Raw genomic sequence first — 23,948 nt, 5'->3', positions numbered from 1 at the left:
CGCATGGTGGCGGACCTGCAATCGGTGGGGGTTCCCTCGATGCCGACCGGATCAAGAGAAGGTGACTGCTCATGGGAGTCGATATCTATGCGGCCATCGTGCAGTGGGATCACTTCACCAGCATCGTGAACGGGACAGGTACGGACGCTCTGTGGGACATTTTCGAAATCGGGCCCTCGCCGACGTTCGAAGTGCATGATGCTGCTCGGTTCTATCCCCCACTGGACACGGACAGTTGGTACGCGACGTGTGTTTTCCGTGGGGCGGGAGCTTTGGGTTCATACAGCCCACACGGTTGGTTGGCGGTGGTATGGAACTCCGTTGGTGACCGTGCCGACATGTCTGCCGATCTTGTCGCGCTGTGCGACAGATTCTTCGGTCGTTTGTTGGGGCCCGGCGTTGACTTCGCCGACCTAGTCAGTCCTTCCGGTCTCCGTGTTGACACGGTCGACAGCGCACTGCACATGGCGTGCTCGCCAGCAGAGGTAGCAGGGCTGGCAAGACTGTGGCGCGCGATCGCGGGTCGGCTCGAGGAGCTACGACCTGTGATGACAGCAGAGATCGCTGACATCAGTGGCTGGACAACCGATTTCGATGGATACGCGACGCTGATTCGAGATTGGGGAGAAATCGTCGAAGGGGCCGAAAAGCGGGCATGGGGGCTGTTCTTCCTTCTTCAGTAGTCCCCGGCCATCTGGGGCACGACGAATCGCTATCAGGTCGAATCCACAGGCATAGGAGTATGTCCTCTCAGTAGCCGCATACCGCGCTGACCGCACCGGCCACCGCGGGGCCACTGGTGGGGAGGTCGACCGCGGCCCAGGAACGTCCGCTACTGCCGATGAGCGACCACTTGCCAAACTGGTGGGCTGCTTGACTTGGCCGGGTGTGCAATTGCCGACTACCGTGAGGCCGTGATCATTTCTCGTGGGAAAGGCGCCGTGCGCCTCAGCCGGTGACCCCCGGAAGGGCCCCGGTCCCCGACCTGCCTCGTCGTGCGGGCGCGGTCAGATCCTTGGCCCGGGATCGAAAGCGCTTGCAGCACCGGCATGTACCTGCTGTCAGCCACATCGGATTCGACTACAACCCCGGACCTGATGGTGCTTTACGGGTCATTCCCTACATCGACACCATCGCCCTGACCGATCTCATCGACACCTTCGAGATCAGCGCGGGTATGCAGCCAGCGGGCGGTTGGAATATCGGTCTGGCTCTTCGCTCCCTCCGATCCGAGTCAGGTATGGCCCGCTTCCACGGATCTTCTGCCCTCACCGCAGACCACAGAACGCCCGTACTCGTGTGCAGGTGCGGGGAATTGGGCTGCGGCGGGCTGCTGACGCGCATCACACCGACCGGCAACCTCGTCGTGTGGAACTGTTTCGGCCCGCCCTACAACACCGACCGCGACTACCGCACATTCGGCCCCTTCCTGTTCAACCGCGACCAGTACGACAAAGCCATTCGCGCCCTCAACGCAGAAGTCGCCGCCGGCGAATGATCATGTCGGGCACCACCTATCCCTCGAGCACCAGGAGCTTTCGCTATATGCACGGTCCGCTGATCATTCGCCGCATACTCGGTAACCGCCCCTTCTCCGAGATCGGCGAGCCTTCGACCGTAGCTGTCAACGACGAGCGTGGCCTTGTCGCAGTCGGTGGCGATCTGGGGTATCTGGGGTGGTCCGGCTACGGGGCTGACCAGTACCGTTGGCGGCAGTACCGGGTGGGAATCTATGGCGTGCAGGATCTTCGGTGCCGGTGGGTCGTGGAATCCCAGTGGCCGGTGCATTCGGTGGCCTTTCACCCGACGCTGCCGATCGTGGCGGTGGGGACCGGGTCGTACGACGGGGGATACTCCTACGAGGGCGAGTTGCTGATCGTCGATCTTCTGTCAGGGCTCTCGACCTCGGTGCAGCGTGGGGCGCGGGAGGTGTTGCACCTCGAATGGGCCAGCGAGCAGGCTTTGCGGGTCGTGGTGGCTCCGGTGGACAGTTTCCCTGGCGGACGCTACGACGCAACGGCGCACACCTACGCCTACACCGCGGTCCTCGAACGGCCCGACTGGAGCAATGTCGCCGGCGGCTCAGTACAGCAACAAGAGTTCAGCGGGCAACGACTCGAATTCCAGCGCCCTGCAACAGAAGCGGTGGTTAGTCGGGCCATCGCGGCGCTCGCCGCGTTGACCGGGGAGCCGTGGGAGCCTCGGCGGCACGTGTGGGATGTGCAGCAGCTGCGAGATGGGCGGGTGCTGGCCTGCGCGGAAGGTGTTCTGGCCGAATCATGGCGGCCCGATGGGCAACTGGAGTGGCGCGACCGGGACGAGGGAGGCGGCCGACAACTCGTGATCCGGGCCGGCCAGTTCGATGCCTGGGTCAACGTGGAGCGGGTGCTGTGGCGCTGGGTGGGCACAGAACGGGTGACCGAGTCTCCGCTGGTCGTCCGCGTGTCGCTTGAGAACGGAAAGGTACTCGACTCCCTGCCTCTGGACTCTTCTGTCACGCTCACCGCACGTGAGGATGGCTGGCTCGCACTGCGTTCCACGAATTCTTACACCCAAGGCTGGCTCGCGCTGATCCGCCCCACGGGGCAGGCTCCCGAGACGCGTGTGCCGCTAGGGGGGTTCGACGCCCGCAACCACGCATTTCCGATCCGCCATAGCAGCCAGTTGTTCTTCCTTCAGGGCAAGGACCATGAGGAGCCATCGCAGGACAAATACGTTGTCTCCGTCGACCCAGCCTGTCGCGACGGTGAGTCCCTGGTGCAAGAGCTGTTCCCCCTCGAGTGGGACCCCGAGCGTGCGGGACACCTTTTCGGTGGGCCCGGTATCGAGGTGGGCTGCGTGGGCAACCGGGACCTGGTGCACGCCGGGGCCGTTCACGACGGCGCTGGTCTGCTGCCCGGCAACGTCTTCGTTGTCCGGCGCAGCGGCCTATATGGAGCAGTGCGGTGGGTGGTCACCGCAGACTTCCCGGTCACCGCTCTGGACGGGGACGAGGACACGGTGTACGTGGCCTTCAATTCCGGTGAGCTCGTGGCCATCCACACCTCGGACGGAACCGTACGGTGGCGACAGCACCTGGAAGTCGACGGTCAACCCGCGGTGCCCCTGTCACTCACGGTCACCGGACCGGGACACCTGCTGATCGGAACCGTGGACGGACGGATCCTCGACTGCTCGGTCGACTAGAGGTCAAGTGCGTCAGCGGAAGCACTCGAAGGCAACTACGCCGCGAGCCCGATGAAGTTCTGGTCGTGTACTCCGGATGGCCTTCGGCGGAACAGAATACATTTCCATGACTTACTCGCCTGCCGAGGTCGCCGAACTTCCGTACCGCTGGCGTCGCTGTGACGCCCGGCTCGACGAGTTGCCACCCGCTCATATCGCACCTACTCCTGGATCTGGACTACTTCTATTCAATGTGACTTCGCGGATTGGGCCACCCGATGCTGGCGTCACCCCGGAAGATCAAGGGAGCGGACACCATACGGCGGTCGGCAATGCGCGCTCAGGCCGCATATCGCGCTGACCGAACCGGCCAGCACGGGTGCGTGGAAGATCAACGGGCAGGGGGCATCTGAGCCAGCCGACAGGATATCGTCAGTGCACGGTAATGCCGATTCCAGGCCAGCGGATGGTGACCTTCTCAGCCGGCTGCGATGAGTCTCGGACGTAAGATGTCGGTGTGGCTCAGATGGATGTCGCAAACAGATCGCAGAGTTGGCTGGTGTTGTGGTTGGAGCCATGGGGCGAAGACCGATGGTTGAAGCCTGGTGAGAGCTTCCGAATCACAACCGACTACCACGGCGAAGGCCTCGATTTCACGGTCGGTTTCTCGGTCAGCGACGACGACCGTTGTATCCGAACCGAGAACCTCACAGTATGGGTCGAGCACGGCACCCGGGTTGAGGTGACTGACAGCGGGACGGGCGGTCAGATCGAATGCGGTCACCAGAGGCCAGTCGAGGTCGAGCAGGCGTGGTGGCAAAGGATCGCCTCCCCCCCCAACGGCAGGACCGACCGCCTGAAACAGCCGAAGGCAATTGACTTTTCGACATCGTAGAGACTCGCACTCGACCAGAAAATGCGAAACACTCTCGCCGAACTTCATCCGGCAGGCCAACCCCCGGACGAACGCACTGATCTGCCGCTTCCCGCGCTGACCGGACCGGCCAGCGCGGGGGCCCAAGATCAACGGACCGAGCCGATGTGACACCGGCGAAACGTCCGCACATGCCGAGTTGAGCGCCTCGTGGATGATCTTTTCGGACGATGTGAAACGTGTTCTAATCAATGCGCTTTGATCAACAGGAAGCAGGGGGCATCTTGGCAATGTCATTCTTTGTGGCGCGGGGCGGGCAGTATCACGCGCATGGACACGGTGTGAGCCAGTGGTCATCGAAGCAGGTAAACGGACCGGCGGTGTGTGGCCTCCTGGCGCGCCAGCTTGAAACGCATTGCCCCGAGGGCTTCGTTCCCGCACGGTTGACGGTCGACATGATGCGCCCCGTACTCAATGAGCCAATCACGGTGCACAGCAACGTTGTTCGGGAAGGCTCGCGCGTGATCGTCGCCGACGCCACCATCGTGCAGCAGGGTGAGCTGCGTGCACGAGCCAGCGCGGTATTCCTCGTTTCAGCCGCCTCTCCGCCTGGTGAAGTATGGCAGCCGCAGTCGCCGCTGCCGGTGCCGCAGGCTCGACTGACATCACCGGACGGTGACCCGCCCCTGCTCAGGTCCGGCGAATCGGAGTGGACCCACGACCTGGCCGCAGGTCGGAACTCTGATCGCAAGGTGATGTGGCAGAACCTCATTCCCTTGATCGAGGGCGAAGCGATCTCCCCTTTTCAGCGAGCGGCCGCCATGGGGGATGCTACGAATTTTGTCTGCCACTGGGGTTCTGCGGGCATCGGGTTCATCAATACGGATCTGACTCTGACATTGTCACGGTTGCCCGAGGGTCCTGAGCTGGGGCTTCAGGCTCAGGATCAGAGCACCAGCGGCGGTGTCGCTGTCGGCACGGCAACGCTTTATGACCGCGGCGGCCGACTGGGAACCTGCGTGGTGACTGCCGTCGCGGACGCCCGTCGGCCGGTATCGGTCGCACGCTCCGCGTCGGGCGCGCAGGCCGAGTAGAACGTCCTAAACTGCCGCATACCGCGCTGACCGAACCGGCCAGCGCGGGGCGCCGGCGGCCGGATCCCGGTGCGGTGCAGAACGTCCGCTACTGCCGATGAGAGGGTGCCGAACCGATCTGTAGCGCTAGTCTGGGCAGGTGGATGCAGCGCTCGCGAACACCCTGACGCGGGTCGGTCAAGCTTTCTTACCGTATCCGCGTCGAGCAGTGCTCGACGGTTGTCCTCATTGCCGGCCTACGACGTTGGTCGACGAGCACGATCTGTTCTCGCTGACCATGAGGCTGGGCACCACGGTTGGTAGCCGCACGGACGTGAAAAGCCTGCTGCCTCTGCTGCTTGAGCGCCTGGTGACCTCCCGTGAGCTCGACCCGTACATCGTTCTGTCCAAGCTGGCGCAAGAGCAGTGGCGCACATGGCCCTCCGTCGAGCAGCAGGCGATTGAGGAGTATCTCGCCACGGTGTGGCGGGCCTTGCTGGCACAGTTCCCCTCACAGACAGGGGCGTTCGTCGATGCGGCCGATTTTCTCGCTGCTGTCGACGCGACCGGCGACGGCGTCGACCCGTTCCTCGCGACCTGGGATACAGTCCTCGGCCCGGCTGCCGATCGGCATCTTGCGCTATTGGTCAACAGCTACATTTACGCTGATCGCCGTCACAAGGTGACGGCTACTTGGCTGTACCGCAAAGCAATACGCAACCGCTTGCTCACAGCATTCGAGCGCGACCACGATGCGGCGTGGGCAGATGACCTTGCCATGGCCTACGACATTTTGTGCCTGCACCTTGCGACGGAACAGCCGGACTGAAATCTCTTCGACGTCCGCTCATGCCGCGTGGCGGGCGGTTCGAAGCCGTCGACTCGATGCAGCCGAAGATCAATGGGCCGAGATCATCTCGGCCCGCGGAACGCCCTGACATGCCGATGAGCGTGCGGCCTAGAGATCAACTGTGCGATCTCGAGCCCCAGCGGCCAGCCGGTGCGATGAGATCACGTCCCAGGTGAATGTCCCCGCACTCGGATCTTGGTGTACAGCAACGAAACACAATTCCTTGACGGCGAGCTCGGCGGACACTTCGATGGGCTTCAGTGCACCCAGGAGGTGTTCCGAATCGGCATCGGCGACGCCGTAGCCGAGCGACACATGGGGCCTCGTCGGCGGGGCAGGGAGCGGCCGGCTGGTTCCGAAGATCTGCTCGGCTGCGGCACGTGTGCCGTCGAGTAGTCGCCGCCACAGCGCGCTCGAAGATGCCTCCATGGCGACACCGGTCTCATCAGGAAACGGACCGGTCATCTGCATGGAAAAGGCGGCGGTTCCTGCCGCAATCACGTCGAGAGCATGACCGAACTCCGTGAGTGTTCGATCGTCGACTTCAGTACGCCACCAAGGAATCCGGGTGACCGTGGCATGCATCCACTGTGGAGCGACTGGTACACAGAAGTCGAACCCTGCGACCGCGTCGACCGCAGGCTGCACAATGTTGACGAACTCCGAACCGGGCAGGACGTAGACGTGCAGTGAATCGCGCAACTGGGGCCATCTGAGCACGCTGGGGTCGAACAGGTTTCGCACAGCCGAATCGTAGAAGACGACGTTCTGTGGTGGCATCGGCGAACATCCTCTTCTGCCGCGTGGCGCGCTGACCGAACCGGCCAGCGGGTGCGTGGAAGATCAACGGGCAGGGGGCATCTGAGCCGGGCCGACCGGATGTCGTCAGTGCGCGGTAATGCCGAGTTTCGTACGCGAGTCGCTGGGGCAGGAGCCGCATACGTTGCATGAAGTGGCAGGTGCGGTGCCGCCGTGATGGAGTGCGTAGATGACGAAATGGCAAGTCCTTCAAGAGACGTCGTTCTGGCTCGATCCCACTCAGGGGCTGAGGTCGAAGGTTGGTCAAGAGCTCATTCTTTGGCCGCAGAACCCCAGCAGGGTTCATCCTGGTGAGGAGTTGGTATATGCCGGACTGGTGATCCTCAACAACGGCAGCGAACCAGTTGGGCGGGAGACCGTCAGGATCTCTGTGCCAGACACCGTTTCGCTGCATACTCCCGTAGCGAGCAGGTGGCTCTGGGACAATCTGGCCGGGGGCGGATGCAAGGGAGTGCTGTCGGATGATCGGCACACCTGGATCGGCGAGGTCAATCTCAATGTCTCGCCCGGCGGGTACAAGCTGTTCTCCACAGGAATCAGCGTCGCCGGGGACGCAGCGCCGGGACTCGTCGAGATCACCGTGGAGGTAGGAGCATCCGCCTTTGCTGATGGTCTCGCATTTGTCGAGATTGCTGCTGGGGCAGGCAGCTAGTGACAGTCACGTCCTTATCTGCCGCATACCGCGCTGATCGAACCGGCCAGCGTTGTCTGGGCAGAAGGGGACCGGCCGTCGACCTTAGAGCTCCTAATCAGTTCGGGGAGTGAGCCATCGGGCAAACTCCTTGTGGTGGCCGACCGGCGGGTGAGCACTCCGAGCTCCTGGACTTCGAGTCCTGACGATAGACCGTGCCCTTGCCGGTAGGTTGGGAGAGTTGATCGCTGCTGGGATGTCGTGCCCGCCCGAAACGGTCGTGAGCACTGCTTGATTAGGTCGCTGATGGTTCTCCTGCTGGCTGCTCGATCGCGTTCGCCGTGGAGATTGGGAGGATCGTTGCGACTGTTCGTCGGTGATGACTGGGCCGAGGACCACCACGATGTGGAGGTGATGGACGCTTCCGGTGGCCGCCTGGCCAGGGCACGACTACCCGAGGGCGTCGCCGGGATGGCGAGGTTGCACGCGGTCATCGGGGATCTGGTCGGCGAGGACGCCGACGAGGTCGAGGTGATCGTCGGTATCGAGACCGACCGGGGCCCTTGGGTCGGGGCGCTGATCGCGGCCGGATATACGGTGATGGCGGTAAACCCGTTGCAGGCGTCCAGGTTTCGTGACCGACTGGGGGTCTCGGGCGCCAAGAGCGATGCCGGCGATGCTCACGTCCTGGCGGACATGGTCCGCACCCATGCTCACGAATTGCGGACGGTCGCAGGAGATTCCGCACGGGCCGAGGCGGTCAAGGTCGTCGCCCGCATGCACAAGACGATGATCTGGGAACGGACCCGCCAGACGCAGCGGTTGCGCCACGCGCTGCGCGACTACTTCCCGGCCGCGCTGGTCGCTTTCGAGGATCTCGACGCCCCCGACACCCTGGAACTGCTGGCCAAAGCACCCACCCCGGCCCAGGCGGCGCGGATGACCATCGCGCAGATCAGTGCGGCGCTCAAACGCGCGCGCCGAAAGGACGTCGCGGACAAGGCCGCCCGTGTCCGGGCCGCGTTGCGCTGCGAGCACCTCGGACAACCCGACGTCGTGACCGAGGCCTACGCCGCGTCGGTGCAGGCGTTGCTGGCGGTGCTGACCGTTCTCAACGCTCAGATCAAGGCCCTGAACGGGCAGGTCGATACCCATTTTGGGCAGCACCCGGCCGCTGAGATCATCCTGTCCCAGCCGGGGCTGGGATCGGTCCTGGGTGCCCGGGTGCTTGCCGAGTTCGGTGACGACCCCCACCGCTACGCCAGCGCCAAGGCCCGCAAGAACTACGCAGGCACCTCCCCGATCACCCGCGCGTCGGGCAAAAAGAAGGTCGCCCTGGCACGGTTCGTGCACAACGACCGCCTCATCGACGCACTCACCACCCAAGCACAATCCGCACTGTTGTGGTCCCAGGGCGCTCGCGCCTACTACGACCGCCACCGTGCCCGCGGTGCCGGCCACAACGCCGCCCTACGCCAGCTCGCCAACCGACTCGTCGGCATCCTGCACGGCTGCCTCAAAACCCGAACCCACTACGACGAAGCCACGGCATGGCCAGGTCCCACTCAACCATCTACTGCTTGACATTCAAGCTCCTGGGATGTCTATCGGGTTCGGTTGCTGAGTCGTCGCCAGCAGATCAGGGCTGCGGCGAGGTCGAGGAATCCGTGGTGGATATCGGTGCGTCGTTCCCATCGGATGGCCAGTCGCCGGTACTGGTGGAGCAGGGCAAAGGATTGTTCGACGATCCAGCGGCCGGCGGTGACCTTGTCGCGGGTGCCGCGGCGCGCGATGTAGCCGGTGGTACGTCGTTGCCGCAGTTGCGAATACACACTGGGGTAGTCGTATCCCTTGTCGGCGATCAGGTTGGCGATCCGGCGGCGGGGTTGGCCCGCACGCCCGCGCAGGGGGCGAACCCGGTCGAGCAGCGTGGGCAACATCAGGTGATCGTTGACGTTGGCCGCCGACAACACGACGGCGAGCGGGAATCCGTTCGCGCAGGTCAGGATGTGGTGCTTGGAACAGGTCTTGGCGCGGTCGACCGGGCTCGGACCTGTTGCGGCACCCCTTTTTTCGCCCGCACGTGCGAGCCGTCGACCATGACCCGGTCGAAGTCGATCAGTCGGGCGGCATGGGCGCGGGCGAGCACGGCCTGATAGATCTGCTCGAACGTCCCGGCGGCTTGCCAGTCCCGCAACCTGCGCCAACAGGTCATTCCGGACCCGAACCCCAGTTCCTGGGGCAGGTCTTCCCATCCGATACCGGTGATCAGCACGAACAAGATCCCCTGCAACACCCGGCGGCTGTCCATCTGCGGCGGTCCCGGTGTCCCGGCCGGTTTCACCGGCAGTAGCGGTTCGATTACCGACCACAACTCGTCATCCACGATCCAAGACGCTGCCACAACGAAACATACTGCACTGCAACAGAACCCGACGCCAACCTACCGAACCTGCTAGGAGCTCTTAGCGCCGAGGTCGAGCGTTAGTGACAGACTCGGCTGCTCAGTAGCTTTCCCAGTGGACATTGACCTTGGTGAAGTCGTGAGCGGCCAGATCCTGTGGGGTGATGAAGCAGTAAAGAGTGCCGAAGTCTCCCCACGCCATGTTGATGTCGGGATCGGTGTCGAACTGGACGAGTAGCAGCGGACCCGACGGCTCGAAGTCAGAGTAGAAGTGTTGTTCGGCGGCCGTGCCTGGCAGCAGGCCGCGGTCGCGTTGTCCTTGGATCTCGTTGGCCCAGCCACCGAGCTGGTGCCAGGCCCAGGAATGGGTGAAGAATGCCTCGGCGAACGCTTCGAATCCCGCGTACGCCTCGTCGTCGTGGTCGTTGCCGTCGAGGAGGTTCTCCTCGAACCACTGTGCATCGGGGATGGTTTCGACCACCGCGTAGGTCATGTCGACACGACTGATGAGGCCGTTGCGTTCGGCGAGGTCCGGCGGCAAGGGCGCCTCATTGAGGGCTACGTCGTCGGGGAAGAACAGGCAGGCCCCGGCCCAGCCATTCGTATCTCCGAAGACCGAGATCTTTCCGGAGGCAGGCAGATTCAGATCCAGTTTCGGTAGGGCGGCGAGATCGATGGTGGCGACGTGCTCGTAGTGTCCGTGATCGGCTCCGGGCCAGGCGAATCCGTCCGGCAACTGTGGCAGGCCGCCAAAATAGCCGATGATAGTGTCATCCTCGCGAGCATGGCGCAGTCGTAACCCTTCACGGACAGTCAGCTCGATCTCGGGGTGGAATTCTTCGGGAACGTGGTCTCGCATCAAGGCGCGGAAGTCGGGCTCGGTCACGGCAACGATCGTGCCAGCACTACCCGACAACACCCAACGAGAATCGATTCGCCGAACGTCCGGGCCTACGACAACCGCCCCGTCTACGGCGTGTGCATCGATGAAGTCCGAAACTCTGAGGCAGGCTGTATCGCGCCGAGACTGCTTCAGACGCACTCGCGACATCGTGACCTGCCGCTTATGGGGTCGTTCGAACCCGCCAGTGTTCCATCTGAGGATCAGTGGCCCTGCACTCATCTCGCAGCTTGCTCGCCGCTCAACGCCCTTCTTAGAGCGTCCAACCGGTCGATGGCCAGCGCGGCGCCGACCGGGCTTGCGTCGTTCGGGTTCTTGGTTGTGTTCATCCTTAGCCGCCGTGTCGATGAGCAGACCACGGACAGCGATCAGCGCGTCTTCCAGTGATGGGGGCTGGGTGTGACCAATGAACCTCTCCTCGGCCGGGAAGTCGCGGACGACCTACCGGTTCATCCGCGGCCGACCGGCACATCCCAGAACGCGAGTTCGTGGCGCATGCCGGTCAGGAACAGCTCCTCCGCGTTGTCGCCGCCGACTTCGTCGAGCATCTGGGCGCAGCGGGCGGTGAGGGCCGCGAAGCCGGGGTCGGCGTAGGTGTCGATCCAGCGCTGGTAGCGCGGGTCGGCGGGAGGGTTCTGTGCGAGGATCGCGCCGAGTGTCGAATAGCCCCACATGCAGGGGTAGAGGGCGGCCAGGCCGTCGGCGTAGTTCGCGGCCGAATCCAGCAGGAACGCAGTGTATTTCGTGCACGGCTCGCCTTTGGTGGCGCCGTCGAGGTCGGCGCCGAACTCCGCCGCCAGACTGCGGTGCAGCGAGATTTCGTCGTGGAAAGTGGCGTGCGCGAGGTCGACCAAATCGCCGAGGTGGGCGGCGGGCGCTTGCCAGGCGAGGCGGGAGAAGACGCGGACGTAGTCGAGCAGGAACAGGTAGTCCTGTTCCAGCCAGGAGCGGAACACCGGCTCGGCGATGTCGCCTTTCGCGATCCCCGCCAGGGTCGGATGCGCAAGTTGCTCCTCGACCAGCGGGCGGCCGAGCTGCTCCAGACGTGCTGCAAGACTCATACGAGAAGTCTCTCTTACTCACCTGATCGCGTTGGCGGCGACGTTGCGCCGGGTCTGCCGTGCTGACCGAACCTCCAGGGTGGCGGACCGGCATCGAGTACATCGTGCTCACCGCTGAACGGCGTCAATAGCCCAGCTACGGGTCCAGGCGCGCAGGCGCGAGACGATCTCGGCAGCGGCGTGGTTCAGGTCGATGACGAAGTCCACGGGCAAAATCTTCTCTTGATCACCTCCTGCAGGGCATGTCGACATCCACGTCGGCGAACACTTCGAACGAAATATCGCCAGCCAGCTCGCTTTCCTCGCTCAGAACGTCCCCTCCACCGCTTGAATCGACCGCGCACCTTCGATCGCAACCGAGGAGTCATCCACCGTGTCTCGCTACCACCTCGCCGGGCGCACCGTCCTGATCACCGGCTCCACCGGCGGACTCGGATCCGCGCTCGCACGAGCCGTGGCAGCCTGCGGCGCCAACCTGGCGCTGCTCGACCTCGATGCCGACGCCGTCGCGCGGCAAGCCGAAGCGCTGGGCCCCGACGCCGCTGCTCGCGGGTGGGCTGCCGATGTCCGAGACTTCGACAGCCTTCAGCGGGCAATCGATGCTGCGGCCGCGCATTTCGGTCGTATCGACGTGGTGATCGCCAACGCCGGGGTCGGGGCAATGGCTCCGCTGGCCACTGTCGACCCCGCCGTCTTCGACCGCGTGACCGACATCAACCTGAACGGTGTCTGGCGCACGTTCCGCGCCGGGCTCCCGCACGTCACCCAGCAGAAGGGCTACCTGTTGGCGATCTCCTCGATGGCAGCGTTCGTGCACTCTCCCTTGCAAGGCGCTTACACCGCGAGCAAGGCCGGGGTGTGGGCGCTGGCCGACTCGACCCGCCTCGAGGTGCGCCACCTCGGGGTCGGTGTCGGTAGCGCGCACCCCACCTTCTTCAAGACGCCGATGATGGATCAGGTCCACTCCGATCCCGCCGGCAACACCCTGTGGAAGGGAAACGCCAGTGGCCTGTGGAAGATGATCCCCCTCGACGACGTGGTCGCCGGCATCGTCTCAGGCATCGAACGCCGCGCCGACCTGATCGTCGTGCCGAAACGACTCGGTCTATTCGCACGGATCCCGGGCCTCATTCGACCCATCGTCGACCGGATCGGATTCCCGGGCAGCACCATCCCCGACGCAATCGCGCAAGCATCACCCACCGGGTGGAACTGACGCGGCGGCATACCGGTGGTGTGGGCGAATTATGTTCGCGCCCCTGATTTTTGGGGCACACTGCCGCAAGCGCTCCGATAACGACTGCCTGATTGAACCCGATGACCAGTATGTCCTTCCATTTGGGATGGAAGTCGGGGATGAGGTGTCGATGCGAGGAGAAATATGAAGGCCAGACCAGTGCTGTTCGCCGTGTTCGCCACCGCCCTTGTGGCGGCCGCGAGCGGATGCTCCGGCAGCTCGTCGACCCAGGCGGGAACGGTGAGCACGACAGTCGCCGCATCCCCGGGAACAACCGCACCGGCGCAGGGCGACCAGTCGGCTCCGCCGTCCGTCCAGACCCCCGGCCGAGAGGGCGGCGATCCCTCTGCGGGCGAAGCAAATTCGCCGCAGGCCGCGCCCGCCACCGGTGCCGCGACCGACGCCCCGAAACCCACGATCGTGCCGGTGACCACGAATCCGGCACCCAACGGCAGCGGCCACGGAATGTGCTTCGACCTCAATTCCGGGCTCGCCAATTCGGCGATCAAGAGCCTCGCCCCGTCCTCGACCGGCGCGTGGGGCAATCCGTTCGCCAGCGAAGACCCGATCTCGGCGGGCTGCGAGGGCGTACTGTCGTGGATGACGGTGGAATCGGGCAATATTCACCCGTACACCCATGTCCTGTTCTTCACCAACGGCACCTACCTGGGTACCGCGACGTCCAGCCCCTACGGCTACACCAAGGTCGTCGGAAAGACCGCGAATACCGTTTCGGTGCAGTACAAGTGGGCGAAATCCAGTGACGCCCTGTGCTGCCCGAGCGGCGGCCCCAGCGTGGTGACCTTCACGCTCTCGGGCGGCAAGGTGGTGGCGAAGGGGGAGTTCCCGCCGAGCAACTGAGTGTCAGGCCGATGCTCGAGCGGGCCGACCCTGTCCCGATGTGTCGGCTGGCGTCATGAGCGGAATCGTCTAGTGGCGGAGGCGCATTCCGCTCAAACTCATGGCCGCCCAGCAACAGTGCGAGCGCGAACGCGGGTGTCAGAACGTGGCGCGATCGAACGGGATCGGGAGCTCTTCCATTGCCCCGGCGGCACGTAATCGGATGTTCGCTTCGAGGATCGTCTCGATGGCCGGGGACTGCGTGCCGTCAACGGTGAGGTCGATGACCAGTCCATCGTGTGCGGTGTGGATATAGGTTGCAGGCAGCCCTTCGGGCGCGAGGGCTGCCCGGCGAGCGGAGAGGAAGGCCGCACGCCCACAACGGGGGGCGCTGTTGGCCAGGGCGAACCGTTCGGCCACCGCGCGGTACTGATGCTTGTCGTAGACCTGTCCGGCGTCGATCTCCCAGTGCTCCGCGAGCAGCCGCAGGATCTGCGGAGCGCGCCGGATCACCTGCGCGTTCTCGTCGATCTCGCGTGACCGGAAGGCGAGTACGACGGAGTTCACCGCGTAACGCGAGGTACTGCCCGCGTGAATCGCCATGGACACGTGCGCTGTACTGGGGTTCTGCGCCCACAGCGACGTCGTGTATCCGATGACGTCGAGATCGGGACCAGTATTCGTGCGCCCGATGTAGTCCGCCAGTGCGGGGACCGAGGGCTCCACCACGGGATCGGACGGGAGGTCCGCGCCAACCTCGTGCCATCGCTCGAACGTCGAGCCATCGATGCCCGCGAGCGCGTGCAGCGTGGCGTACCACCGTTCAGCGATGCCTGGCACGGATTCCCCACGGAGGCCCCAGAATCCGTTGACTACGACGTACAGCACGACACGTTCTCCCTTATGCGTTGGCCGGCTGCCTGCGCGGCGTGGCCGCCACAATAAGACGCGGGGCTGACAGCCCGACCATGCAACGACGATCAGCCGGCCGATGAATTGCACAAGGCGTGGCTCGAACGTGAGGAAGACCTCCGCGGCCAACAGGCCACGCACGCCATCGAGGAGGGCAAGCTTGATCGAGGCATTTCAACCTTCTCATACGCGACTGATAGGCGGTTCACCATGACGACGCCGTTGCAGATTCCAACCCCGTTCGGGGACGTGCGCCTCGAAGCGGAAGACTCCGGGTTCCGGTCGATCGTACCGCCCGAATTGTGCTATCAGGGAATAGGTTTCGGGGGCTACTCCGCGGCGGTCGCCGCGCTGGCGGGATTCGCGCACATGCCGGGCCGCACATTGCGCAGCATCCACACCGTGTTCACCGCGCCCACCAAGCCAGGCGCGCTGCGGGTGGCGTCTCGGGCACTGTCGGCCGGCCGCAGCTGCGGATTGTGTGAGGTCACCATCGAACAGGACGGCGCCCTGGTGTTGACCGCCTTGGCGTGGTTCGTAGATCCGCAGATGATGAACGGCCTCGAAGGCCAAGGCACCCAGCCGATCTCGTTCGACGACTGCGACCGTGTGCCCTGGGTGACCGAATGGGCACCGTTCTTGAAAGGACTGAACCTGCGGGCAGTGGATTACCCGCTGACCTACGACGACTTCTATGACGGACAAGCGCGCGTCGCGCTGTGGGCGGTGCCGGACACCGCAGACTCGGAGCACCGAACCGCCGAGATCTGCGGACGCTTGACCGACATCATGTTCTTCGACGCATTCCTCTTGGATGCCGGGATGCGGACCGAATCCCCACTGACTCGAATGGTCAGCCTGGATCTGTCGGTCATCTGGTCGGCAGGACACGCGGCACCCGCGCCCACGCTGCTGGAAGCCGACGGGCGAGTCGACCATCAACTGGCCAGTATGCAAGGGACTCTCCGCGATACGACCGGGGCGGCGCGGGCGTCGGCCACCACCCAGGCCCGAGTCTTCCGGGCGGCACACGAAAGCCAAGGTCTATAAGTGCACTAGATCTCCCGCGCTGGTTCTCCTGCGGCCGCTGCGATCATGGGTGGGAATCACTCTGGAGTCGGGAGTCGGCATGGCCAAGCTCGATCGTGTGCAGCTCATCGAACTGGTAGCGCGCGTCGCGAGCGGCGAAGGGAGCGACGAGCAGTTGGATGAATGGCTCACTCAGCTGCAGGATTCGGTGACGGACCCGCGCATCTCGGACTACATCTTCTGGGACTTCTCCGACCCGCCGCTGACTGCTGAACAGATCGTGGACAAGGCGCTGGCCTACCGGCCGATCGTGCTGGGCGGACCGGAACAGCCGACGGTTCCAACGGAGTGATCGGCCGCAGTGGCGCGGTTCCACGAACCTTTTCGCCCAAGTGGGTGTCGGCATTTCGCCGTGGATAGCCTTGACGCTGTGGATGGTCTCGACATCAAAACCGCCGTGGGCAGCGATACGGGCAATCGCTATTCGGCGAACTTCGACGTCACTTATCTCGCTGAGAAGCCCTTGCTCGCGGTGCTGGCCGACGGTATGGGAGATGGGCCGGGCAGTGCGGCCGCGGGGCGGATCGCTGTCGATACCTTCGTCGACTACGCCACGCGTGTGGCAGAACTGGGGCCGGACACGCTGCGCGATGCGGTGGCAGCAGCTCATGCCGACGTGAGCCGCGTCGGCCGTGAATTGCGGGACCTCGCCGGATGCACTCTTACCGCCATGATTGCCGCGCCACAGGGTTACTGGCTCGTTCAGATCGGTGACTCGCGTGTATATCGGTGGCGTGCCGGGCTGCTCGAACTGTTGACCACCGACCACACGATGGCATGGCTGGGGGCGGTGCACGGTTGGTATCCGTTCGACTCGGCACAGGCCGCGGCGGCCCGATATCAACTGACACGCTATGTCGGCCATGGGTCCGCGCCGGAACCCGATGTGCTCAGCGTGACGATGAGACCCGGTGACCGATACCTGCTGTGCACCGACGGCGTATCCGAACAGGTCGGCTACGACGAGCTACGGACATTTCTCGGTCGCGATACACCGCCGGACTCTGTCGTCACCGCCCTTTTGGCCGCCTGCGAGACAGCGGGCGGAAACGACAACGCCTCCGCCATCGTGATCCGAGTCGAGTGAACGACATGTCGCAGGTTGTGAACTTGACGGCGGTTGATTCCGCGGGTGTGCAGTGGCTGGTCGTACTTCGTCTGGGTGAGCCCTCTGTGGCGCGGGTGGAGTTGGTGGGTCATGGCGTGTTCGGGTCGGCTGATGACGACTACCTGAGTTGCCTGCTCGCTGTCCGCGAGTATCTGGAGGCCAGGGGCCGACTGTTGTGCTGTCAGGGCGCTCGGCCAGATGTGTGGCCGTCGGGCATGTTGCGGCAGTTCGACAATGGCCGGCGGGCACACGTTCTCGACCATGATCGGCGAGGTGCGGAGCTCGAGGTGGTGGACATCTTCGCGCCGGCGCCGGCGGAGGTGGTCGTGAGCGTGCTGGATCAGGGCAAAGCCGTGTTCAGCGTTCCATGGCTTGCCCTGGCGAGGAGAGTAGCTGCCACCTCACCGCCGGAAGGTCGGCGCAGACAGGGGAACGAGAGAACGTCCTGTCTTGCCGCACCGCGCCGACCGAACCGGCCGGCACGCGGCGAATGCGAGTCGAGACCGACTGCGGCGCAACAATATCCGCTGCTGCCGATCTGAGCGCGTCGCCGACTCGTCCTGGGGATTCGCGCGGAGTCCCCTCCCTGACGTGGATCGGGACAGGACTACGCCTCCTCGATTTGCTTCGTGTCCTGCTTCTGAACCCCGTTGGGGCGGATCTGTTCGAGGGCCTGCCGTACGACGTCCTCGGGGACTTCGCCCTTGACCGAGATTTCCGAGTCGCCGATTCTCAAGGTGAATTTCGTTGTGCGGCTGGCGATCCAGGCTGTCACGCATGCGGTGACCGCACCCATCAAGGGCGCGGATTCGACCACCAGTTTGATGAGTTCCGATGCGCCGAGCGCGTCCGGGACGGGTTCGCCGCTGATCAGTCGTTTGTGGACGGCGCGTAGGTCGTCGTCCACCACGATCGCCTCGAACAGCGAGGCCAGTTCGGCGATGTCGTCGTCGGCGTCGGTGATCGAGATGGTGATCGTTGCGGCCACGTGGATCCTCCCCGGTTGGTCTGTGGCCGCAATTCTAGGACGGACGGTCAGTGCGCGCGCGAGTGGCACTGGGGGATGGGAGGATTCGCGCGTCGGGTGCAGTACCGTCCCTCCGGGAATTCACCCGGGGGACGGTCCGCACCGTCCGCGCGCCGCTGCCGGCGGTCGCGTTCGATGATGCGCGCCGCCAACCGGACGACGGCCTCCTCGAGCCGCATCCCCAGCGATTCGGCTCGCAGCGCCGCCAACTCCAGGACGAATTCCTCCTCGGCGGAGGCCAGGTCACTCAGGATCTCGTCGAGCGCCATCCCGTCGATGGCCTGCTCCCGGGTCAGATCCCGCCCCGGCAGCCAGCTGAGCACCCACCGGCTCCCGGCAGGACCGGGAACCAGATGCGCGGTCTCAGGCGTCATGTCACTGGTGATCGCCTGTCCGGAAATACGTAGCGCCATAGCCTTTCACCCCCTCGGAGCTGGACTCCCCAAAAACTACGGTCCGGCGCTTAACGCTCGCTATCGATTTCCTTACCGGGACCGGTCCGGTCGCCGTCTCGCAGGGCGCCGGGTGATCAGCCCTGGCGCGGTGGGATCCCCTCGCGAAGCATGTCCTCGACGGTGGCGAAGGAATGAGCGGTGAGCCACAGGCGCAGCAGGTGGCGGCGACGGGCGGGGTCCTCGTGGTCCGTGTAGGCCTCGCGGCTGTGCAGGATCTTCGCGTTGTTGAGGATCTGGATGTCGCCGGGAGCGAATTCCATGGGGAGGTAGAAGGCGGGGTCGTTGGCGGTGTCCTCGAGCATGCGCATGGCCTCGAGTTGCAGATCGGTCAGGGGCGGGACGCCGGGGTGGCGTTGGGCGTCCCGGATGTACCAGCCGATGTAGAAGATCCGGGGTGTGCCGTTGATGTCATGGATGGCAGGCAGGGTGAAATACGGCGCCTCGCCGGGGGATTGCTCGTCGTTGCGGTCCCAGTGGAAGGGGCTGCGCAGCACCTCGAGGAGATCGGGCCGTTCGGCCAGGATGTGGTTGTAGACGGCCAGGGAGCTCGCGATGCGGCTCTCCCCACCGGTTTTCGCGGGGTTCAAGCACAGCAGCCCGACCAGGTCGGAGCCGTCGGTGTGGAAGTCCTGACGCTCATTGGTGGTGTAGAGCCGCACCGCCGGGCCGGTGCGCGGGAGGCGCTCGTCGCGGACGTGGCCCAGCAGGTCGCCCGCCGCGTTCTGGCTGACCGGAGTGCCCAGGTGCAGGCCGAGACCGACGTAGGCGAGCTCGGTCTCCTCCTCGGTCAGCAGCTCGACGGGGAACCGGCGGATGAGAACGAAGGCGCGGCCCTGCGCCAACGTGACCGTCCACTCGCGCAGCGGTTCGGCCAGGCCCGGCAGCGGGAAGTCCTCGCGGCGCAGGTCCGTGGCATCACGCCCGGCGGCCAGGGCCGCGCGCGTGGCGTCCACGATCTCCGCGCGCTGCGCGTCGGTCAGGACGGTCGCCCATTCGGTGGAGTCGCCGAGGTCCGCGCCGCGCCAGACTGCCGGTGACTGCGCGGGTCGGGAGACGGCACTCATCGCGGATCCACTCCTGATGTCTGCAACTCTTCGATGAGTTGTTCCACCCGGGTGCGGATTTCGTCGCGAATCGGCCGCACGGCCTCGACGCCTTTGCCCGCCGGGTCGTCCAGGGTCCAGTCGCGGTAGTCGACGCCGGGGAAGTAGGGGCAGGTGTCGCCACAACCCATGGTGATCACCACGGTGGAGGTCTGCACGGTGTCGGGGGTGAGGACCTTCGGTGCCTGGGCGGTGATGTCGATGCCCAGCTCGGCCATGGCCTCGACCGCGGCCGGGTTGATGGTGTCGGCGGGCGCGGTTCCGGCCGAGCGGACTTCGATGGCGTCCCCGGCCAGGTGGGCGAGGAAGCCCTGCGCCATCTGGGAGCGGCCCGCGTTGTGGACGCAGACGAACAAGACGCTCGGCTTGACGGAGGTCATTGGTGGGCGGAGCCTTTCAGGCGGTCGGGACGTCGGCCGCGGCGCGCTCGGCCGGGGCGGGAGCGGGGAACAGTGCGCCGACCAGGACGAATCCCAGTGCGGCGCCGAGGAATTGCGCGGCAATGAACGCGGGCGCCGAGGAGGGTGCGATCCCGGCGAAGGTGTCGGAGAAGATTCGGCCGACCGTGACGGCGGGATTGGCGAAACTGGTGGAACTGGTGAACCAGTACGCCGCACCGATATAGGCGGCCACGGCGACGGCCGCCAGCGCGGCGCGGCCGGTGCGCACCAGCGCGAAGATGACGGCGATGAGCCCGGCGGTGGCCACCACCTCACCGACGAGATGGCCGGTGGTGACCCGGTGATGGGTCGCGATCTGGACGGCCCGCTGATCGAACATGATGTTGGCCAGCACTGCCCCGGCGATGCCGCCGGGCACCTGGACGCCGACATAGGCGAGCAACTCGGCGGTGGTGAGGCCGGTGTCGAGGCGGCGACCCGCCCACCAATCAGCTGCCGAGACAACCGGATTGAAGTGCGCGCCGGAGACCGGTCCGAGGATCAGAATCAGCACTCCCAGCCCGAACACGGTCGCGGTCGAGTTCTCCAGCAGCTGGAGCCCGACGTCATGGGCGGACAGCTGCTGCGCCGCGATGCCGGACCCGACGACCACGCACACCAGCAGTCCGGTGCCGACGAACTCGGCCAGCAAACGCCGGGACAGGACGGTCATCGTGCGGCCGCCTCGGGCAAGGCGATATCCAGCAGATCCGACAGCTGCCGCAGCGCTCCGGGCTCGACACGGTAGTACACCCACGAGCCACGGCGCTCGCTCGACAGCAGCCCGGCTTCCCGCAGCACCTTCAGATGGTGGGAGATGGTGGGCTGGGAGACGTCGAAGCCGTCGGAGATATCGCACACGCAGGCTTCCTGGCCCACATGGCTGGCGATCACCGACAACAGCCGCAGCCGCACCGGATCCGACAACGCCTTGAACACCGCCGCCAACTCGGTGGCGGCCGGTGCGGTCAAGGGTTGCCGGGCCAGGGGAGTGACCTCACATCCGGGTGCGGTCACCGCGGTGAGCGGCAGTTCTCGTTTCGACACACGTCGATATTGACGGGTGTCGAAGTCGCGCGCAAGCGAACAACCGGCGAATTCGCCGCGACGTCAGCCGCAGCAGGACTGGCCCGCAGCGACCGCCTCGGCCTTCGCGGTGCTGCCGCAGCAGGCTCCCTCCGCGGCGGCTTCCTCGGCGGTGCCGCAGCAGACCGCCGTGGCCTGCGCATCCGTCGCCGCCTGCCCGGAGGCGAGAACCGGTGCCGTGCCGAAGGTCTCGCTGTCCGCCAGGACGGTGTAGACCTCCCACCGTTCGGCGTCGGGGGCGGTCACCCACACCTTGTCCTGGGTGGCGAAGCAACAGGTGGTGGCGATCTGCTCCTCGGTGAACATCCCCGCCTCGGACAGGCGGGCGATCTCGCCGTGGACCTGCTCGCTGGATTCCACCTCGACTCCGAGGTGGTTGAGGCTGCCGCCGTGACCGGGGTTCTCGATCAGGACCAGCTTGAGCGGGGGTTCGGCGACGGCGAAGTTGGCGTAACCCGGCTTGCGCTTGGCGGGCTCGGTCTTGAACAGGGTCGAATAGAACGCGACCGCCTGATCGAGGTCGTCGACGTTGAGTGCGAGCTGGATGCGGGACATGAGACTGTACCTCCACTTGTGAGACATATGTCGAAGAACTGCTGTGACCGAGTCTGCGCCACATCTTCGACATATGTCAAGAAGGTCGGTAAGGTTGATCACATGCCCAAGGCGCTACCAGTGATCGACATGTCCGCCCCGGTCTGCTGTGCCCCGGTCGCCGCAGGCCCGGTCGACGATGCCGCCGCCCTCGAAATCGCGCTGCGGCTCAAGGCAATTGCCGACCCGGCCCGGGTGAAACTGCTCTCGTTGCTGCTCACCAGCCCGGCGGGCGAGGTGAACACCGGTGACCTCGCGGAGACCGTCGGCCTGGCCGAATCGACCGTCAGCCACCACCTCGGCCAGCTGAAGAAGGCGGGCCTGATCGAATCGGAACGCCGCGGCATGAACACTTTTCACCGCGCCTACCGCGACGCGCTCTCAGCCCTGTGCCTGGTGCTGGACCCGAACTGCTGCCGCTGAATCCAGCCCGAGGGCGGCGACGTGCAGCCGGTCGGTAACTTCCCCGGTCAGCTCGCGCGGGAGAACACGGCCACCAGGAAGTCCGCGTCGGCGGAGAACGGCCGGAGGTCCCACGTCGACAACAGCAGATCCGGTGTGAGCCCGGAGGTTTGGGCGTCGGAGAGGAACTGGGTGAAGTCGTAGCCGCGATCGGCGCCGAACCCGATGACCGCGCGGCCGGTGGGGGCGAGGTGCCGGGCGAAGGCGGACAGGACGGTCCGGCGGGTGGACGGCGCCAGGAACGCCATCACATTGCCCGCGCAGACGATGGCGTCGAAGTCGGCGGGCACGCCCCGGCCGGGCAGGTCCAGTTCGGCCAGGTCCCCGACAAGCCAGGTGGGGCCGGGGTGGTCGTGCTCGGCCGCGGCGATCAGCACCGGGTCGACGTCGACACCCACCACGGTGTGACCCACCTGGTGCAGGTGGCCGCCGATCCGGCCCGGCCCGCACCCCGCGTCCAGGACGCGGCTGCCGCGCCCCAACATGGCGTCGATGAGTCGCGCCTCGCCGACGATGTCGGTGCCCTCGGCGGCCAGATCGCGGAAACGCTCCACGTAGCGGGTCGAGTGGGTGGGATCGGCGGCGATGATCTCCTCCCACTGACTGGGGGTGCGTCCGCTCATGGTCTGAACCTCCTCGCTCGGGGCGCGTCCGCTTCACTCTGCCAGCCCACGAATCGGTGTCCGGGCGGGGGCTGGCGAGTAGCGGACGCGCCCCGGCTGCCGCGCCTACGCCAGGCGAGTCGGCAGCGGGGCGAGGGTGTAGTTCTGCCAGACGTAGTTGTCCATCTGGTGCTGGTCGCCGGAGAGGTTCACGACGCGGTCGACCTTGCCGTCGGCGTTGAAATGCCAGACGAGCGCCCACATGGTGTCGACCTTGCCCTCGCCGGCGGTGGAGTAGCCGCGGTGGATGTCGACGACGTATTCGTCATTGGCTTCGAGGAAGAACGTCTCGGCCTTCATTCCCGCGGTCGAGAGCTGGTTGAAGAATTCCACGACCTCGTCGATACCGTGCTTGGTGCCCGACAGCGGGTGGCGGCCGGGAATGGTCCAGCTGATGTCCTCGGTGAGGACGGCCCGCATCCCGTCGAGGTCGTAGCGGGCGTAGGCCTCGAAGAAGGCGGCGATGGCGGCGATCTTCGGATCCTGTTCGGTCACAACGTTTGTCGTCATGCCAACAGGTTATTGCCGAGCTGCGGCGGGGAGAAGAATCGATCCGGAATGGATCTGGAACGGATCGTTATCAATCGATCCGGACTTCGGTTGAGCGGATGACGAGATTCGAACTCGCGACCCTCACCTTGGCAAGGTGATGCGCTACCAGCTGCGCTACATCCGCGTGCTCACCCGGCCTTGTGGGCCGATCGGCTTGCGGGACAGAACATTAGCCTATGGGTGGGTGGGTTGTGCAAATCGGCTGGAACCGGCGGTGCGGCCCCACCTCTTCGGGCCCTGGCGGCATTGCTTTCCGACTAGTACTCCAGCATCACTTCGTGATGTTTGCCTGTCTTCGCTGGTAGTGGGCTTGTTTGGCGCGGTGTTGATGTCTTCGTCGCCAGGTCGACCAGCGATATGCCATGGTCAGGTTGTGTGTCGGGATGATCAGGTGTGCCAGGAGACGCTTGATTTCGCCGAGTGTGAGTGGAATGAGCCAGCTGCCAATGCTTTTGGGGAGACAGCGGCCGTGACAGCGAGGTAGGTGTGGGCGAGCATGGCCAGGGTGATGTGTCGGTACCAGGCGTCATAGCGACGGACTTGATAGTGGTCGAGCCCGACTTCGGTTTTCGCGGTCTGGAAACAGTCCTCGACCGACCAGCG

29 protein-coding genes, 1 tRNA gene and 1 pseudogene are annotated in these 23,948 nt (G+C 65.1%); 15 read left to right on the top strand and 16 right to left on the bottom strand.

Annotated features, from left to right (window positions below; all coding sequences use genetic code 11):
- Positions 1–71 precede the first annotated feature (71 nt).
- From ABZ412_RS34730 to ABZ412_RS34705, 6 genes are all read left to right on the top strand, one after another.
- Positions 72–683 carry a hypothetical protein gene (locus ABZ412_RS34730; RefSeq protein WP_357289202.1) on the top strand — a complete coding sequence of 204 codons (612 nt, stop codon included), beginning with the start codon at positions 72–74 and terminating at the stop codon, positions 681–683.
- A 353-nt stretch (positions 684–1,036) separates the two neighbouring features.
- Positions 1,037–1,498 (top strand): hypothetical protein, encoded by a 462-nt coding sequence (locus ABZ412_RS34725; RefSeq protein WP_357289200.1) that lies wholly within the window; start codon positions 1,037–1,039, stop codon positions 1,496–1,498.
- Between the two features lie 2 nt (positions 1,499–1,500).
- Positions 1,501–3,186 carry a hypothetical protein gene (locus ABZ412_RS34720; protein ID WP_357289198.1) on the top strand — a complete coding sequence of 562 codons (1,686 nt, stop codon included), beginning with the start codon at positions 1,501–1,503 and terminating at the stop codon, positions 3,184–3,186.
- Between the two features lie 496 nt (positions 3,187–3,682).
- Positions 3,683–4,060: a hypothetical protein gene (locus ABZ412_RS34715; protein WP_357289196.1), complete on the top strand. Its 378-nt coding sequence runs from the start codon at positions 3,683–3,685 to the stop codon at positions 4,058–4,060.
- Positions 4,061–4,380: 320 nt separating this feature from the next.
- On the top strand, positions 4,381–5,133 hold the full coding sequence (locus tag ABZ412_RS34710) for a thioesterase family protein (protein ID WP_357289194.1): 753 nt from the start codon (positions 4,381–4,383) through the stop codon (positions 5,131–5,133).
- A 139-nt stretch (positions 5,134–5,272) separates the two neighbouring features.
- Positions 5,273–5,941, top strand: coding sequence for a hypothetical protein (locus ABZ412_RS34705; protein WP_357289192.1), 669 nt, complete (start codon positions 5,273–5,275; stop codon positions 5,939–5,941).
- Positions 5,942–6,070: 129 nt separating this feature from the next.
- On the opposite strand, the gene ABZ412_RS34700 is transcribed toward ABZ412_RS34705, so the two are convergent.
- Entirely contained in the window at positions 6,071–6,706 is a 636-nt protein-coding gene (locus tag ABZ412_RS34700) for a hypothetical protein (protein ID WP_357289190.1), read from the bottom strand.
- A gap of 244 nt (positions 6,707–6,950) precedes the next feature.
- Here ABZ412_RS34700 and ABZ412_RS34695 point away from each other — a divergent pair, with 244 nt between their 5' ends.
- Positions 6,951–7,433, top strand: a complete 483-nt coding sequence (locus ABZ412_RS34695) for a hypothetical protein (protein WP_357289188.1) — start codon at positions 6,951–6,953, stop codon at positions 7,431–7,433.
- A gap of 285 nt (positions 7,434–7,718) precedes the next feature.
- A complete protein-coding gene (locus ABZ412_RS34690; RefSeq protein WP_357289186.1) occupies positions 7,719–8,996 on the top strand; it encodes an IS110 family transposase in 1,278 nt (425 codons plus the stop codon).
- A gap of 20 nt (positions 8,997–9,016) precedes the next feature.
- Here the strand turns inward: ABZ412_RS34690 and ABZ412_RS34685 are convergent.
- The 3 genes from ABZ412_RS34685 to ABZ412_RS34675 form a co-directional block, all read right to left on the bottom strand.
- Positions 9,017–9,816, bottom strand: a protein-coding gene (locus tag ABZ412_RS34685; protein WP_357289184.1) for an IS5 family transposase whose coding sequence is annotated in 2 segments (ribosomal slippage) — positions 9,017–9,486 and positions 9,486–9,816 — 801 coding nt in all. Because the reading frame shifts where the segments join, the coding sequence is not laid out codon by codon here.
- 100 nt (positions 9,817–9,916) lie between these two features.
- Positions 9,917–10,702 carry a DUF1963 domain-containing protein gene (locus ABZ412_RS34680; RefSeq protein ID WP_357289182.1) on the bottom strand — a complete coding sequence of 262 codons (786 nt, stop codon included), beginning with the start codon at positions 10,700–10,702 and terminating at the stop codon, positions 9,917–9,919.
- 464 nt (positions 10,703–11,166) lie between these two features.
- Complete coding sequence (locus ABZ412_RS34675; protein WP_357289180.1) at positions 11,167–11,778, bottom strand: transcriptional regulator; 612 nt, start codon at positions 11,776–11,778, stop codon at positions 11,167–11,169.
- Between the two features lie 373 nt (positions 11,779–12,151).
- Between ABZ412_RS34675 and ABZ412_RS34670 the strand changes: the two genes are divergently transcribed.
- Positions 12,152–12,994, top strand: coding sequence for an SDR family NAD(P)-dependent oxidoreductase (locus tag ABZ412_RS34670; RefSeq protein ID WP_357289177.1), 843 nt, complete (start codon positions 12,152–12,154; stop codon positions 12,992–12,994).
- A gap of 165 nt (positions 12,995–13,159) precedes the next feature.
- Positions 13,160–13,876, top strand: coding sequence for an LppP/LprE family lipoprotein (locus tag ABZ412_RS34665; protein WP_357289174.1), 717 nt, complete (start codon positions 13,160–13,162; stop codon positions 13,874–13,876).
- Positions 13,877–14,014: 138 nt separating this feature from the next.
- Here ABZ412_RS34665 and ABZ412_RS34660 read toward each other — a convergent pair whose 3' ends face one another.
- Positions 14,015–14,857, bottom strand: coding sequence for a hypothetical protein (locus ABZ412_RS34660; RefSeq protein ID WP_357289171.1), 843 nt, complete (start codon positions 14,855–14,857; stop codon positions 14,015–14,017).
- On the opposite strand from ABZ412_RS34660, the gene ABZ412_RS34655 reads away from it, so the two are divergent.
- The 4 genes from ABZ412_RS34655 to ABZ412_RS34640 all read left to right on the top strand — a co-directional run bounded on the left by ABZ412_RS34655 (position 14,852) and on the right by ABZ412_RS34640 (position 17,506).
- Positions 14,852–15,817, top strand: coding sequence for an acyl-CoA thioesterase domain-containing protein (locus ABZ412_RS34655; RefSeq protein ID WP_357289168.1), 966 nt, complete (start codon positions 14,852–14,854; stop codon positions 15,815–15,817). The two genes, ABZ412_RS34660 and ABZ412_RS34655, sit on opposite strands and share 6 nt — an antisense overlap.
- A 79-nt stretch (positions 15,818–15,896) precedes the next feature.
- Positions 15,897–16,148: a hypothetical protein gene (locus ABZ412_RS34650; RefSeq protein WP_357289166.1), complete on the top strand. Its 252-nt coding sequence runs from the start codon at positions 15,897–15,899 to the stop codon at positions 16,146–16,148.
- Between the two features lie 78 nt (positions 16,149–16,226).
- Positions 16,227–16,943, top strand: a complete 717-nt coding sequence (locus ABZ412_RS34645; protein WP_357289163.1) for a PP2C family serine/threonine-protein phosphatase — start codon at positions 16,227–16,229, stop codon at positions 16,941–16,943.
- Between the two features lie 5 nt (positions 16,944–16,948).
- On the top strand, positions 16,949–17,506 hold the full coding sequence (locus ABZ412_RS34640; RefSeq protein WP_357289161.1) for a hypothetical protein: 558 nt from the start codon (positions 16,949–16,951) through the stop codon (positions 17,504–17,506).
- A gap of 65 nt (positions 17,507–17,571) precedes the next feature.
- Here ABZ412_RS34640 and ABZ412_RS34635 read toward each other — a convergent pair whose 3' ends face one another.
- The 7 genes from ABZ412_RS34635 to ABZ412_RS34605 form a co-directional block, all read right to left on the bottom strand.
- Positions 17,572–17,952: a hypothetical protein gene (locus ABZ412_RS34635; RefSeq protein ID WP_357289158.1), complete on the bottom strand. Its 381-nt coding sequence runs from the start codon at positions 17,950–17,952 to the stop codon at positions 17,572–17,574.
- 47 nt (positions 17,953–17,999) lie between these two features.
- Positions 18,000–18,404, bottom strand: a complete 405-nt coding sequence (locus tag ABZ412_RS34630) for a hypothetical protein (protein ID WP_357289156.1) — start codon at positions 18,402–18,404, stop codon at positions 18,000–18,002.
- Between the two features lie 116 nt (positions 18,405–18,520).
- Positions 18,521–19,510: a TauD/TfdA family dioxygenase gene (locus tag ABZ412_RS34625; protein WP_357289153.1), complete on the bottom strand. Its 990-nt coding sequence runs from the start codon at positions 19,508–19,510 to the stop codon at positions 18,521–18,523.
- Positions 19,507–19,929, bottom strand: a complete 423-nt coding sequence (locus ABZ412_RS34620) for an arsenate reductase ArsC (RefSeq protein WP_357289151.1) — start codon at positions 19,927–19,929, stop codon at positions 19,507–19,509. Before ABZ412_RS34620 ends, ABZ412_RS34625 begins: the two co-directional genes overlap by 4 nt.
- 16 nt (positions 19,930–19,945) lie before the next feature.
- Positions 19,946–20,662, bottom strand: coding sequence for an aquaporin (locus ABZ412_RS34615; RefSeq protein ID WP_357289148.1), 717 nt, complete (start codon positions 20,660–20,662; stop codon positions 19,946–19,948).
- Positions 20,659–21,036 (bottom strand): metalloregulator ArsR/SmtB family transcription factor, encoded by a 378-nt coding sequence (locus ABZ412_RS34610; RefSeq protein WP_357289146.1) that lies wholly within the window; start codon positions 21,034–21,036, stop codon positions 20,659–20,661. The genes ABZ412_RS34615 and ABZ412_RS34610 overlap by 4 nt, the downstream gene beginning before the upstream one ends.
- 63 nt (positions 21,037–21,099) lie before the next feature.
- Positions 21,100–21,630 (bottom strand): ArsI/CadI family heavy metal resistance metalloenzyme, encoded by a 531-nt coding sequence (locus ABZ412_RS34605; RefSeq protein ID WP_357289143.1) that lies wholly within the window; start codon positions 21,628–21,630, stop codon positions 21,100–21,102.
- A 102-nt stretch (positions 21,631–21,732) separates the two neighbouring features.
- Here ABZ412_RS34605 and ABZ412_RS34600 point away from each other — a divergent pair, with 102 nt between their 5' ends.
- Positions 21,733–22,092, top strand: a complete 360-nt coding sequence (locus ABZ412_RS34600) for an Rv2640c family ArsR-like transcriptional regulator (RefSeq protein ID WP_357289140.1) — start codon at positions 21,733–21,735, stop codon at positions 22,090–22,092.
- 47 nt (positions 22,093–22,139) lie between these two features.
- Here ABZ412_RS34600 and ABZ412_RS34595 read toward each other — a convergent pair whose 3' ends face one another.
- From ABZ412_RS34595 to ABZ412_RS34580, 4 genes and pseudogenes are all read right to left on the bottom strand, one after another.
- Entirely contained in the window at positions 22,140–22,754 is a 615-nt protein-coding gene (locus ABZ412_RS34595; protein WP_357289138.1) for a class I SAM-dependent methyltransferase, read from the bottom strand.
- Positions 22,755–22,859: 105 nt separating this feature from the next.
- Positions 22,860–23,303: a nuclear transport factor 2 family protein gene (locus ABZ412_RS34590; RefSeq protein WP_357093981.1), complete on the bottom strand. Its 444-nt coding sequence runs from the start codon at positions 23,301–23,303 to the stop codon at positions 22,860–22,862.
- Between the two features lie 93 nt (positions 23,304–23,396).
- Positions 23,397–23,469: transfer RNA gene (locus tag ABZ412_RS34585), tRNA-Gly, on the bottom strand.
- A 147-nt stretch (positions 23,470–23,616) separates the two neighbouring features.
- Positions 23,617–23,948 (bottom strand): annotated as a pseudogene (locus ABZ412_RS34580) (IS701 family transposase); the annotation flags it as partial.

Source organism: Nocardia sp. NPDC005746 (assembly GCF_040630785.1).
Classification (GTDB): Bacteria; Actinomycetota; Actinomycetes; order Mycobacteriales; family Mycobacteriaceae; genus Nocardia.
Note: the sequence above shows the minus strand (reverse complement) of the source record. Positions and strands in the feature narration are given on the sequence as shown.

Coding starts and splice junctions, on each gene's coding strand:
- ABZ412_RS34675 (WP_357289180.1), bottom strand. CDS start 11,778: ATGAGTCTTGCAGCACGTCTGGAGCAGCTCGGCCGCCCGCTGGTCGAG.
- ABZ412_RS34615 (WP_357289148.1), bottom strand. CDS start 20,662: ATGACCGTCCTGTCCCGGCGTTTGCTGGCCGAGTTCGTCGGCACCGGA.
- ABZ412_RS34620 (WP_357289151.1), bottom strand. CDS start 19,929: ATGACCTCCGTCAAGCCGAGCGTCTTGTTCGTCTGCGTCCACAACGCG.
- ABZ412_RS34730 (WP_357289202.1), top strand. CDS start 72: ATGGGAGTCGATATCTATGCGGCCATCGTGCAGTGGGATCACTTCACC.
- ABZ412_RS34690 (WP_357289186.1), top strand. CDS start 7,719: ATGGTTCTCCTGCTGGCTGCTCGATCGCGTTCGCCGTGGAGATTGGGA.
- ABZ412_RS34640 (WP_357289161.1), top strand. CDS start 16,949: ATGTCGCAGGTTGTGAACTTGACGGCGGTTGATTCCGCGGGTGTGCAG.
- ABZ412_RS34595 (WP_357289138.1), bottom strand. CDS start 22,754: ATGAGCGGACGCACCCCCAGTCAGTGGGAGGAGATCATCGCCGCCGAT.
- ABZ412_RS34600 (WP_357289140.1), top strand. CDS start 21,733: ATGCCCAAGGCGCTACCAGTGATCGACATGTCCGCCCCGGTCTGCTGT.
- ABZ412_RS34695 (WP_357289188.1), top strand. CDS start 6,951: ATGACGAAATGGCAAGTCCTTCAAGAGACGTCGTTCTGGCTCGATCCC.
- ABZ412_RS34720 (WP_357289198.1), top strand. CDS start 1,501: ATGTCGGGCACCACCTATCCCTCGAGCACCAGGAGCTTTCGCTATATG.
- ABZ412_RS34630 (WP_357289156.1), bottom strand. CDS start 18,404: ATGGCGCTACGTATTTCCGGACAGGCGATCACCAGTGACATGACGCCT.
- ABZ412_RS34625 (WP_357289153.1), bottom strand. CDS start 19,510: ATGAGTGCCGTCTCCCGACCCGCGCAGTCACCGGCAGTCTGGCGCGGC.
- ABZ412_RS34605 (WP_357289143.1), bottom strand. CDS start 21,630: ATGTCCCGCATCCAGCTCGCACTCAACGTCGACGACCTCGATCAGGCG.
- ABZ412_RS34590 (WP_357093981.1), bottom strand. CDS start 23,303: ATGACGACAAACGTTGTGACCGAACAGGATCCGAAGATCGCCGCCATC.
- ABZ412_RS34665 (WP_357289174.1), top strand. CDS start 13,160: ATGAAGGCCAGACCAGTGCTGTTCGCCGTGTTCGCCACCGCCCTTGTG.
- ABZ412_RS34650 (WP_357289166.1), top strand. CDS start 15,897: ATGGCCAAGCTCGATCGTGTGCAGCTCATCGAACTGGTAGCGCGCGTC.